Raw genomic sequence first — 12,760 nt, forward strand, 5'->3', positions numbered from 1 at the left:
CGCCCGGCCATCCGTTAGCCTGGCGACCGATGGGAATTGTCGGTGTGGGGATCGATCTCGTCTCCATTCCTGATTTCGCCGAGCAGGTCGACCAGCCGGGAACCGTCTTCTCCGAGACGTTCACGCCGGGGGAGCGCCGCGACGCGTCGGACAAGAGTTCGTCGGCGGCGCGTCACCTGGCGGCCCGCTGGGCCGCCAAGGAGGCGGTGATCAAGGCCTGGTCGGGGTCGCGGTTCGCGCAGCGCCCCGTGCTTCCGGAGGACATCCACCGCGACATCGAGGTGGTCACCGACATGTGGGGACGCCCCCGGGTGCGGCTGAGCGGCGACATCGCCAAACACCTGGCCGACGTGATCATCCACGTATCGCTGACGCACGAGGGCGATACCGCGGCCGCGGTGGCCATCCTGGAGACGTGCTGACGTCGAGCTGGCGTGTCCCCCGCAAGCGGGGGTGCCCCCAGCTCGGCTCTGGCCGACTAGCCTCGGGGACATGAGCGATCTGGTTGAACGCGTCCGCGAGTTGCTGCCATCGGTGCGCCGCGACCTCGAAGACCTGATGCGCATCGAATCGGTGTGGGCGGACCCCGGCCGCCGCGACGAAGTACACCGCAGCGCGCAGGCCGTCGCGGACCTGTTGTCGCAGGCCGGTTTCGGCGACGTGCGGATCGTCAGCGAAGGGGGAGCGCCTGCGGTCATCGCGCGCCACCCCGCGCCTCCCGGCGCGCCGACCGTGCTGCTGTACGCCCACCACGACGTCCAGCCCGAAGGTGACCGCGGCCAATGGCTGTCGCCGCCCTTCGAACCCACCGAGCGCGACGGCCGGCTCTACGGACGCGGCAGTGCAGACGACAAAGCCGGCATCGCAACGCATTTGGCTGCATTTCGGGCGCACGGCGGCCAGCCGCCGGTGGGCGTGACGGTATTCGTCGAAGGGGAGGAGGAATCCGGGTCGCCGTCCCTGGCCCGACTCCTGGCCGCCCACCGCGATGCGCTGGCCGCCGACGTGATCGTCATCGCCGACTCGGACAACTGGAGCACCGAGGTCCCTGCGCTGACGGTGACGCTGCGCGGCCTGGTCGACTGCGTCGTCGAGGTCGCCACCCTCGACCACGGGCTGCACTCCGGCATCTGGGGCGGCGTGGTGCCCGACGCCCTGAGCGTGCTGGTCCGGCTGCTGGCCAGCCTGCACGACGACGACGGAAATGTGGCCGTCGCCGATCTGCACGAAAGCACTGCCGCCGCGGTCGATTACCCGCCCGAGCGGGTGCGCGCCGACTCCGGTCTGCTGGCCGGGGTGGCCGAGATCGGCTCGGGGTCGGCGCCGCAACGGCTGTGGGCCAAACCGGCGATCACTGTGATCGGTATCGACACCACACCCGTCGAGAAGGCGTCGAACACGCTGATCCCGCGGGCGCGGGCCAAGATCAGCATGCGCGTCGCGCCCGGCGGTGACGCCGCGGCGCACCTGGACACCTTGACCGCCCACCTGCAAAGCCACGCGCCGTGGGGTGCGCACGTCAGCGTCACCCGTGGCGACATCGGTGAGCCCTACGCCATCGACGCCACCGGCAGCGTCTACGACGCCGCGCGGGCCGCGTTCCGGCAGGGGTGGGGGACCGATCCGATCGACATGGGCATGGGCGGATCGATCCCGTTCATCGCTGAGTTCGCCGACGCGTTTCCGCAGGCGAAGATCCTCGTCACCGGCGTGGAGGACCCCGCGACGCAAGCGCACAGCGTCAACGAGAGCCTGCACCTCGGGGTGCTGGAACGCGCGGCGATCAGCGAGGCGCTGCTGCTCGCCAACCTGGTCTGAGCCGTCGCACCGAGGCTTCGGCAACGTCGCGGCAACGACGCTGTCCACCTCAACGTGAGGTTGAATCTCCCGGTTGGTCTTTGTTTAATACCCCAGCTCAAGGGTAGATAGACCTCTAAGGCCTCATAGGAAAGATTTTCGCGAGGGCTGAAATTAGCTCTGCTGCAATGCATCTGACGGGATAGCTCTCGGTCGGCCCGCCTGGTAGAGACCGTGTGTTCGGCCGCTTGCCACCGCACCCATTTCGTGTAACCTTCTTAACTATTAAGTAAGTGAACTGACTCTCTTGGTAAGAGGGGGACGCGTGGACGTGCGAGCGCAGCTGTCGCACTTGAGCTCGGAGGAGCGCGAGACCCTGGCGGCCAGGATCATGACCCGCTTGGACGCCGACTCGGCCTCCGCCGATCACGACGTCACCATTCTCGGAGGCGGCGTCGCCGGCCTCACGCTGGCGCTTGAGCTCCGTAGCGTGCGTCCGCAGACTCGAATCCTCATCATTTCGCCGGCGTCACACCCCGTTCCGGAGGTCACCCACACGGTCGGGGAGTCGACAGTCGAGGTTTCCGCTCATTACCTCCGGGATCGGCTCGGATTAGGCGATCATCTGCATACCGCCCAGATCCGCAAAATGGGGTTGCGGATGTTTTTCTCGCACGACGGGAACACCGATATCGCCCGGCGGTTGGAGCTCGGCAGCTCCGCATTCATACCGCAGGTGACCTATCAAATCGACCGCGGCAGGTTGGAGAACGAGCTGTACCGACGTTGCCTGGCGCAAGGTGTTGCCATCCTCCGCGGTCGAGTCGTGTCGGTCGCCGGCGGCCATGGGGGGCGCGCACACACGGTCTCCGTTCAGAACGGTGAAACGATCACCCACACCACCGCGCGCTGGATCGTCGACGCATCGGGCCGCAACCGGACGCTGCCTCGCCAACTCGGCCTGAAGCGCCCCAACAAACACAACTGCAATGCGGTGTGGCTACGTGTCGCGACCGAGATAGACATCGGCCAGTGGAGTGACGACCCGGCTTGGCAGGCGCGCCTCATCGAAGGCGATCGTGCGCTGTCCACCAATCATCTGATGGGCGAGGGATATTGGGTCTGGCTGATCCGGCTCGCGTCGGGGTCGACCAGCGTTGGGATCGTTGCCGACCCCGCCTTCCACAAGTTCGACCGCTTCAACACGCTCGCTAAAGCCCGAACGTGGCTGCGCCAATACGAGCCGCAGTGCGCCGCGGTCTTGGCAGAGCACGAACACCTGATCAGAGACTTCAGGGTGATGAAAAACTACAGTCACGGCGCCACCAAGGTGTACGACGGCCGCGACCGTTGGTGTCTCACCGGGGACTCGGGAATCTTCCTGGATCCCCTGTATTCGTCGGGACTCGACCTCATCGCGATCGGCAACGGTCTGATCACCGACATGATCGCCCGCGAGCTCGACGGCGAGGATGTCGTGGCGCGGTCCGGCATCAGCGATTCCCTGTTCCGGTCCCTCACCGACATGTGGCTCGCTGTCTACTGCGACCAATACCAACTGATGGGCTCGCCTGCCGTCATGTCGGCGAAAGTAATCTGGGATATCGCGTTCTATTGGGGCTTCGTGGGCTTGCTCTACAGAAACGGTCGATTCGTCAGTGTCGCAGACGACCCTCATGTGGTGCCCCACCTGGAAGGGCTTATCGCGCTCAGTAACCGCACGCAAAAATTCTTCCGCGAGTGGGCCGCGGTCGAGATCGCCCGTCCGGCGGCACAATTCGTCGATTTGTACTCGCCTTTGAACTTCATGGTGACGCTCCACATCGCGATGATGAAAGAACCCGCGGACTTCGCCGCACAGTTCGATGCGAACGCCCGGCTCCTGCGTCAGCTTGCAGGCCACCTGGTGGAGACCGTGGTGTCGGAGAAATGTGCTGATTTCGCCGAAGACGGCGTGATGCTGCAGGTGCAAGCCTGGCAACAGGACCCTCTGCTGCGCGAGCTCCGATCCGTCTATCGCCATGAGCAGGCAATTAATCCGATCAGCCAAGATTGGATTCTCGGCACCGTACCCGCACTAGAAGCAAGTTGACCCGAAGAAGAATCGCCCGCGGTCTGGCTCTGGGAGCCTTGCACATTCGCCGGCCAGCGTCCCCTTTGCCCTCGGTGGAGAGCACGGCGAACCACAGGCGGCCGCGGATGCACACGAACGACGAATGCGCCCGCAACGGCCAGCCGCGGCAATCCCGTGCGAGCCGATGAAAGGCCTTACGGGGAAAGGATGAGCATGGCCGTCGAACACAGCACTCGCGAACCCTTGGCGATCGTCGGCATCGGGTGTCACTTTCCGGGCGGCGCCCACACGCCAGATAGCTACTGGAACCTGCTGTGCAGTGAAATCGACGCCACGCGCACAGTCCCCGAAACACGATGGAATGCCGAGAAATACTACGATCCGAACCCGGCGAAGGTCGGCAAGATGGTTACCCGTCGAGGCGGATTCCTCAGCGAGATCGATCAATTCGACCCGCAATTCTTCGGCATCTCTCCACGAGAGGCGAACCTGGTCGATCCACAGCAACGCCTGTTGCTTCAAACGACGTGGGAGGCTCTGGAAGACGGCGGAATAGCCCCGGACAGCCTGGCCGGCACCGAGGTCGGCGTCTTCATCGGTGGTTTCACCCTCGACTACCAACTTCTGCAGAATCGCGGACGCGCCAGCCGGTACCGATTCAAAACCCACTCCGCCACCGGAATGATGATGACGATGCTGGCCAACCGGATCTCGTTCGCCTTCGATTTCCGCGGCCCAAGCATGACGGTCGATACGGCATGCTCGAGCTCACTGGTCGCCGTACATCTTGCGGCGCTGAGCATCTGGAACGGTGAATGCGACCTCGCGCTGGCCGGTGGCGTCAACATCATGATCGGGCCGAACACCGCCATCGCCGAATCGAAGAGCGGCTTTCTCAGCCCGGACGGCCGATGCAAGGCCTTCGACGAATCCGCTGACGGCTACGCGCGCGGAGAAGGCGGCGCGGTCGTCGTCATCAAACCGCTCGAGCGGGCGCTGGCCGACGGCGACGAAATCTACGCGCAGATCCTCGGCACCGCCGTGTCACAGGACGGTCGCACCGACGGCATCACCGTCCCCAGCGCCGAAGCACAAGAAGCGGCGATCACCACCGCCTTGCGACGAGCGGGCGTTCGGCCCGGCGAAGTCGGGTACGTGGAGGCGCACGGCACTGGAACCCCCGTCGGCGATCCCATCGAGGTCCGCGCCCTCGCCAATGTCCTTGCCGCAGACCGGCCGGCGTCGGACCCACTGCTGATCGGATCGGTCAAAACCAACATCGGCCATCTCGAGGCCGGTGCGGGGGTAGCCGGACTGATCAAAGCGGCACTAGCGCTCAAGCACGGCTACATCCCGGCGAACCTGCACCTGAAAAACCCGATTGCCCTGGGCAGCTCGGGTCTTGCCGTCGCCGGGACCAGTCGCCCGTTTCCGGGCGACAGGCGACGCGTCGCGGGGGTCAACTCGTTCGGGTTTGGCGGCACCAACGCCCACGTGGTGCTCGCCGAGCCCCCGGCCCCAGTTCGCGCCGAGACCTCGAATCACGCTCAGCGGCCGCCGCTGGCCGTGCTGCCGATCTCCGCGCGGACAGAGGAGGCGTTGGTGGCGGCGGCCGGCCGATTGGCCGAGCACGTGCGCGCTCACCCCGACCTCGCACTGCACGACCTGGGTTACACCCTCAGCCGGCGTCGGTCGCACCTGAGTTATCGCGGTGCCCTCGTCGTGGACAGCATTGCCGACGCGCTGGACCAACTCCAGGCCTTCGTTGAAGGCCGGCGCAGCCCCGCGGGCCGCACACCGCCAACTCCGCCCAAGTTGGCGTTTGTCTGTACCGGGATGGGACCCCAGTGGTGGAAGATGTGCCGCGGACTGCTGGACGTCTATCCCGCCTTCACCGACAGCATTCTGCGAAGCGACCGCGAGCTCGCCCGTTACGCCGACTGGTCGTTGATCGATGAGCTCCGAGCCGACGAGCCCGGCTCTCGTATGGCGGAAACCGACGTCGCGCAACCCGCCAACTTCGCTATTCAGCTAGCGATCGCCGAGCAGCTCAAGCAGTTCGGGGTCAACCCCGACGCCGTGATCGGACACAGCGCCGGTGAGGTCGCCGCGCACTACCTGGCCGGTGTCCTCACCTTCGAGCAGGCGATCCGGGTCATTTATCACCGGAGTCGCCTCCAGCAACGCACGCGCGGACTGGGCCGCATGCTCGCCGTCGGCCTCAGTGCCGACTCGCTCACCCAGTGGATCGACGGCGCAGCGTTGGACGACCTCTGGCGGCGGGTGTCGATCGCCGCGGTCAACAGCCCGTCGGCGGTCACCGTCGCGGGAGACGGCGATGTCCTGGAAGACATCGCTCGCCAACTCGACGAACGCAAGGTCTTCAACAAGTTTCTCGCCGTGGAAGTGCCCTATCACACCCACTACATGGACGCGGTGCGAGACGATCTGCACAGCGCCCTGGACGGGCTGTCATCCAAAGCGGCGACGATCCCGCTGTTCTCCACGGTGACCGGAGAGCGGTTGCAGAGATATGCCGCCGGTGCCGCCTACTGGTGGCAAAATACCCGCACCACAGTACTTTTCGAGCCCGCGATCACCCGGATGCTCGACGAGGGATATACCCACTTCGTCGAGCTGGGACCACATCCCGTTCTGGCACCGTCCATCGCCGAGATCGCCGCAGCCCAGAACAAAGACGCTGTCGTCCTGGCGAGCCAGCGACGAAACGAGGACGACAGCCGCACTCTGATGAATTGCGTTGCCGCACTGCATTGCTATGGCCACCCGGTGGGGTGGGACGCTTTCTACCCCAGCCAGGCGGCGCGGCCGGTAAAGCTCCCTTCCTACCCATGGCAATGCAGAAGGTATTGGAACGAGACCCAGGAAGCCGCGGAGGACCTGCACTACGACCCGGTGCATCCGCTGCTCGGGCAAGCGGTGAGCGCCGTGCACCCCACTTGGGAACTGGAGTTGAGCACCGCCACCGTCCCGTTCATCGCAGATCACCAGGTCCAGGGAAGTGTTCTGCTGCCCGGGGCGGCATACATCGAAATGGCCTTGGCCGCCGGCGAAGAAGCCTACGGGTCGGCGGACCACAGGGTGGAAAACCTGAGGCTGCATCGCGCCCTCATCCTCGACGACACATGCGACCCTATCCTCAGGACAACCCTCAACCAGGACACCGGGACGCTCGAATTCGCGGCATTCACCGCGACGGCGGACGGCGAGCTGAAGTGGACGATAACGGCGACCGCGGAACTCAATGCACTTCCGCGATCGCCCGGCCACCACGAGTTCCCCAGCACGACAGGGCAAGTCATCACCATCGACGGCGACGAATTCTACGCCCGCACCCGAGCCGTCGGCTTGGCGTACGGTGACGCATTCCGGACCATCACCGGTGCCGCTGCCGGAGACGGCTGGGCGACAGCCCGGATCGCTATTCCCGCGAGCCTCACCGGAGAAGTCGCCAGCTACCGATTCCATCCGGCTCTCATCGATGGCGCTTTCCAAACGCTTTTGGGTACATCGCTTTTCGGGCGGGACGCGAACGAGAGTCCCTACCTTCCCGTTCGGATCCGGCAGAGCGCCATATACGGCGCGCCCGAAGAGAATATGACCGTCCAGGTACGGGTCACATCGGCCACCGAAGACGAGATCGAGAGCGACATCGCGATCGTCGGGGACGGCGGGCGACCGCTCGCCGTCTTCAACGGATTCACGGTGCAATCACTCAGTGCGTCGTCTCGCATGTCGCCCGAACGTGTCGACAAGGGACTGTATGAAATACATTGGGTCGCACAGCCCGGCGTCGAACGCGATCACCGCGAGAGTCCGCTTACGGCCGAGAGCATGTCGTGGCTGATCTTCATCGATGCCGCCGGCGTGGGCTCGGCGCTCGCGGAGCGGATGCGGCGCGGCGGCCAGCGCGTCCGAACAGTCGAGCATCGACCCGTCGAGTCGCTCGCGGAGCTCGACGACGGGTACGCGCTGAACCCGCGACAGCCCCGACAGCTGCACCAGTTGCTAGAGACACACCTCGCCAGGGAAGGACAACTCGCCGGCATCATCAACTGCTGGCCGATGAATTTCCGTCCACATCCCGACGCTTCCGAAACGAATGACCAGATCGGCGTTTTCGCGATCCTTCATCTCGTCAAGGCCCTGGCAGAATACGACATCGTCCAGCCTCGCCTCTACGTCGTCACCGCTAACGCGCAGCCGGCGCCCGGGACCGAAGCGCTGGCCGTCGAACAAGCGGTCGTCTGGGGACTGGGTCGCGTCGTCGGCCACCAGGAATTCGTCAAGCACTGGGGCGGTCTTATCGACATCGACGACACCGACGATCACGTGGAGACCGCCGCCCGCATCTGCGAGCACGTTCTCGGCGATGACCCAGAGGACCAGATCGCCGTGCGGGGCTGCAGGACGTTCGTTCCGCGTCTTCGCCCGAGCAGCAGCCTCACGAAGGCCTTTCCAACCAAACTCACCCCCGACGCGACCTACGTGGTCACCGGTGGAGCAGGGTCCCTGGGCCGCACCATCGCGGCATACCTTGCCCGACGGGGGGCACGGCATATCGCCCTGCTGTCCCGGAGCGAAATCCCGTCGAGGAGTTGCTGGCCGTCGCTACCCGACGACCACCGGCATAAGTCAACCGTCGGCGCGATCCAACACATCGAACACCTCGGCGCTCGGGTGACGACAGCCAGTGTCGACGTAACCGACGCCAGGCAAGTCGAGACCTGGCTGAGTCATCACCTCCGAGACGGAGGCCCGCCCGTTCGTGGAATCATCCATGCCGCAGGTTCTGTCGACGATCAGCTTCTGGTCAACATGACCGAAGCGGATTTCGCCGCAGTGATGGCGCCCAAGGTCACCGGCACTCGCGTGCTGCACAACGCTTTCAAAGAGCACGAGCTGGAATTCTTTGTGATGTTCGGGTCCGCAGGGTCGGTCATCGCAGCACCGGGTCAAGGTAACTACGCCGCCGCCAACGCTTTCCTCGATGCCTTCGCGCACTACCGACAGGCCGAGGGACTGCCGGCCCTCACCATCGGGTGGGGCCCCTGGTCGGTCGGCATGGTCGAAGAGCTCAAGCTCGAAAAGATCTACGCTCAGCGCGGAATCGAGCTGATCACGCCCGCGGCGGGCACCCAGATTCTCGATCGACTCATCAACCAAAAGGCGCCCAACGTCATCGCCATCACCGTCGAATGGACGCGGGCCCGCCGGGTCGGGCTTGTCGGACAATTACCGCCGATGTTCTCCGAACTGGGAACGGCCGACGCCGCGCCCGATGACACCGATTCCGAATCGTCCATACTCGACACCCTGTCCGGTTGTCCGGAAGCCGAGAGGCTTGACATGGTCGCCCGCCTCGTTCGGCAAATCGTGTCCGCGGTCTTCGAAGTCGCGGTGACCGAAATCGGACCCGACGACGCCCTCGACGATCTTGGGTTGGACTCAATGATGGCAATGGATTTCAGGACAAGAATCAGTGCGACCTTCGCGATCGACCTACCGGTGCTGGAATTGCTCAGAGGGGTAAGCGTCAACTCACTGGCCGTTCGGATACTCGGCGAGCTCCAACCTGGCTGCGCCGACCCGCCCGGGCTCGACGAACAACCACCGGAGGCTACGTCCGATGACGTCGATCGACTCATCGAGCAGTTATCCGAGGCGGACCTGCGGGAAGTGCTGGCCGATCTTCAAAGACATCCCACCGAGCGGGGGACGGGAGGGGCGCAAGCGTGAATCCCGCACCACCGCCGGGCCCGGCGATGACGACGGCCGACCGCTCGTCCGCGGTGCATGTTCGGGGTTTGTCGAAGACCTACGGACAGTTGCACGCGGTGCGCGATCTGGACCTCGACATAGGCTACGGCGAAATTTTCGCGATCCTGGGGCCGAACGGCGCCGGCAAGTCGACGACCATCGAAATCCTCGAGGGCCACCGGCAACGCGATTCGGGACACGTGCGTGTTTTGGGCGCAGACCCCGGGACCGCGGGGCGGACCTGGCGCGCCAAGATCGGCGTTGTGCTGCAAGAAGCCAGCGACTTCGGCATGCTGACGGTGTCCGAGACCGTGCACATCTTCACGAAATGCTATGGAAGAGCTCGTGTCCCGGAGGAGACACTCGAACTCGTCGGGCTGGCCCCGGTTTCCGATTCCAGGGTGAGGACGCTATCGGGGGGACAACGCCGTAGGCTCGACGTCGCTCTCGGCATCATCGGCATGCCCGAATTGCTGTTCTTGGACGAGCCGACGACGGGGTTCGATCCAGACGCGAGACGCCGATTCTGGGACCTCGTCAGGCTATTGGCCGGCGATGGCACGACCATCCTGTTGACCACCCACTACCTGGAAGAAGCTGCCGCACTGGCGGATCGCGTGGCGGTCCTCGCCGGCGGCAGGGTGGTGGCGGTCGACTCGCCGGCGAAACTGACCGAATACGTGAACTCGGCCGCGACGGTCCGCTGGATGGAGGGAGACGAGGTCCACGTGGAGAAGACTGATCACCCCACCGAATTGATCCGGCAGCGGTCAAGGGACGGGGCGGAGCTGTCTGCGCTGACGGTCTCCCGCCCGACGCTCGAAGACGCTTATCTTGAGTTGATCGGTTTGGCGTGATGGACGTCGACCAAGTCAGAAGTGCTTCACCGCCACGCGGCCTGACCGTCGTGCAGCCGCCGCTTCCGTCGCCGCTGCGCATCGGGGTGTCGCGAATCGTGCCTGAGTTGAAGATGTTTTACCGCCGGCCGGAGCAGTTGGTTCTCACCTTTTCGATGCCCGCGGTGATCGGCATTCTGTTGGGTTCGATCTTCACGACCAAACTGCCCAACAGCGATACCAGCACGGGCGCCGTGATCGCGGCGAGCATCCTCGCTTACGGGATTCTCTCGACCTCATTCATCAACCTCGGCATCAGCATCGCGGCCGACCGTGAAAGCGGCGCGCTGAGGCGCCTGCGGGGAACTCCGACGACCGCGTCCTCGTATTTCATCGGAAAGATCGCCCTGGTAGCCGTCGCAAGCCTCGCCGAGGCCGTTGTGCTCCTGGCCGTAGGCGTGCTCGTCTTCAAACTTCATCTACCTACCAATGGGTTTGGATGGTTCACCCTGTCCTGGGTGTTCATCCTGGGCATTGTCAGCTGCTCACTACTGGGCATCTTCGTCAGCAACTTGGCCAGTGGCGCGGTTTCCGCCGCCGTGATAACCAACGGCCCGGCGGTGGCTCTGCAATTCGTGTCAGGCACATACGTTCCGCTGATCGCACTACCGGCATGGATGTTGACCATCGGCTCCGTGTTCCCCGTGAAGTGGATGGCCCAAGGGTTCCGGTCGGTGCTCCTACCGCCGAACATGGCCGCATTCGAACCGGCGGGCAGTTGGGAACACTGGACGACGTTTCTGGTATTGACGGCGTGGAGTGTGGGTGGATTGATCGCCTGCCTCGCGGTTTTCCGCTGGTCGGACACGAAATAATCCCGATGCCTTCCCTGCTCGCTATCACGTCGCACTTCTTCCTCCAGATCGCATTCATCTTGCTGACTTATCGCCTGCTCTGGCCGCTCTTCCGCCGGCTGGGTCAGGTGCAAGTGGTCGCGATCATGGTGGCCGGATTCGTGCTCGGCCCTTCGGTTTTGGGGTGGATATGGCCGGCCGGGCAGCACTGGCTGTTCCCGACGAAGCTGACCATCGGCGCCGAAACGTTCACACATCCGAATCTCACGGCCATCTACGTCGTCGGCCAACTCGGGCTCGTGCTTTACATGTTCCTGGTGGGGGCGTCGTTGAAGCTCGAAATTCTGAGCGCACATCTGCGGCAGGCAGGTGCGACTTCGGCCGCCGGTATCGGTATCCCATTGATGCTCGGTGGTGTCACCGGATGGTTCATGGTCAGCCTCGGGGGCTATTTCACGGGCAAGGTCGCGCATTGGCAGGGTGGCCTATTCGTTGCCTCCGCGGTGGCCATCACGGCGTTTCCGATGCTGGCGTGGATCGTCTACGACTCCGGACTGCTCAACACCCGACTGGGGACGATGTCGTTGTCCTGCGCGGCCGTTGACGACGCTTGCTCGTGGATACTCCTGGCCACGCTGGTGGCGACCGCCAAGGGAAGCCTGTCCGGCGCGGTTCTGGCGATCGGAGGCGGGCTGGCCTACTTGCTGTTCATGGTCTTCGTCGGCCGGCCGCTCCTTGCCAGATTGGCAACGTGGACACCGCCCCGCGCCGACGTCGAACGCACCGGTGGATTGCCGATCGCGCACCTGTCCGTCGTTCTGCTGGTCGTGCTGACCGCGAGCTGGTTCACCGATGCAGTCGGAATCTATTCCGTCTTCGGTGCTTTCGTGGCCGGCGCCGTAATGCCCCGCGGCGCCCTGCTTGATGCACTCCGAGATCGGTTCGAACCGCTGGTCGCATACCTGTTGATTCCGGCGTTCTTCATCTACTCGGGGCTGAACACTCAGCTCAGTCTGATCTTCGACGGATCTACCCTCGTCATGGCGATCATCGTGCTCGTCGTGTCGTTCGCGGCGAAGTTCGGTGCCATCGGACTGACGGCGCGCTGGCAGGGCATGAGCTGGAACGAATCGGGTGCGATGGGGGCGCTCGCCAACGCCCGCGGCCTGATGGAACTGATCCTGATCAACATCGGATTGGAAGCGGGCCTGATCACCGGCAAGACCTACACGATCCTGGCGCTGATGACGATCATCACCACGTTCGTTGCCACCCCGCTGCAGCGCCTGTTCGAACACCGCCTGAAGAAATCGGGATGCAGGTTCGGGCCCGCGGGCGAGGAGCCTTACCGCGAAGTTGTTCGCGGCCCCGGCCGAGCGCGAAACTCGAGCCCCGGATTGCATATGTAGAACGACGGT

General features: G+C 64.4%; 7 protein-coding genes. All 7 read left to right on the forward strand.

The window, feature by feature from the left end; translation table 11 throughout:
- Positions 1–29: 29 nt before the first annotated feature.
- The 7 genes from acpS to A5688_RS14745 all read left to right on the forward strand — a co-directional run bounded on the left by acpS (position 30) and on the right by A5688_RS14745 (position 12,751).
- Complete coding sequence (gene acpS / locus A5688_RS14715; protein WP_067829075.1) at positions 30–422, forward strand: holo-ACP synthase AcpS; 393 nt, start codon at positions 30–32, stop codon at positions 420–422.
- 70 nt (positions 423–492) lie between these two features.
- Positions 493–1,818, forward strand: coding sequence for a dipeptidase (locus A5688_RS14720; RefSeq protein ID WP_067829078.1), 1,326 nt, complete (start codon positions 493–495; stop codon positions 1,816–1,818).
- A gap of 310 nt (positions 1,819–2,128) precedes the next feature.
- Positions 2,129–3,889, forward strand: a complete 1,761-nt coding sequence (locus A5688_RS14725) for an NAD(P)/FAD-dependent oxidoreductase (RefSeq protein WP_067829190.1) — start codon at positions 2,129–2,131, stop codon at positions 3,887–3,889.
- A gap of 195 nt (positions 3,890–4,084) precedes the next feature.
- Positions 4,085–9,631 (forward strand): type I polyketide synthase, encoded by a 5,547-nt coding sequence (locus A5688_RS14730; protein ID WP_067911620.1) that lies wholly within the window; start codon positions 4,085–4,087, stop codon positions 9,629–9,631.
- A gap of 26 nt (positions 9,632–9,657) precedes the next feature.
- Positions 9,658–10,509: an ABC transporter ATP-binding protein gene (locus A5688_RS14735; RefSeq protein WP_067911441.1), complete on the forward strand. Its 852-nt coding sequence runs from the start codon at positions 9,658–9,660 to the stop codon at positions 10,507–10,509.
- Entirely contained in the window at positions 10,509–11,363 is an 855-nt protein-coding gene (locus A5688_RS14740; protein ID WP_067911438.1) for an ABC transporter permease, read from the forward strand. The genes A5688_RS14735 and A5688_RS14740 overlap by 1 nt, the downstream gene beginning before the upstream one ends.
- Positions 11,364–11,368: 5 nt before the next feature.
- Complete coding sequence (locus A5688_RS14745; protein ID WP_067911435.1) at positions 11,369–12,751, forward strand: cation:proton antiporter; 1,383 nt, start codon at positions 11,369–11,371, stop codon at positions 12,749–12,751.
- The last annotated feature ends 9 nt before the right edge of the window (positions 12,752–12,760 follow it).

It is taken from the genome of Mycobacterium mantenii (assembly GCF_001667865.1).
In the GTDB taxonomy this organism is placed as follows: domain Bacteria; phylum Actinomycetota; class Actinomycetes; order Mycobacteriales; family Mycobacteriaceae; genus Mycobacterium; species Mycobacterium mantenii_A.

Bases quoted from the DNA above. Each gene is read 5' to 3' on its own strand.
- A5688_RS14740 (WP_067911438.1), top strand. From the start codon at position 10,509: ATGGACGTCGACCAAGTCAGAAGTGCTTCACCGCCACGCGGCCTGACC.
- A5688_RS14720 (WP_067829078.1), top strand. From the start codon at position 493: ATGAGCGATCTGGTTGAACGCGTCCGCGAGTTGCTGCCATCGGTGCGC.
- A5688_RS14730 (WP_067911620.1), top strand. From the start codon at position 4,085: ATGGCCGTCGAACACAGCACTCGCGAACCCTTGGCGATCGTCGGCATC.
- acpS (WP_067829075.1), top strand. From the start codon at position 30: ATGGGAATTGTCGGTGTGGGGATCGATCTCGTCTCCATTCCTGATTTC.
- A5688_RS14735 (WP_067911441.1), top strand. From the start codon at position 9,658: ATGACGACGGCCGACCGCTCGTCCGCGGTGCATGTTCGGGGTTTGTCG.
- A5688_RS14745 (WP_067911435.1), top strand. From the start codon at position 11,369: ATGCCTTCCCTGCTCGCTATCACGTCGCACTTCTTCCTCCAGATCGCA.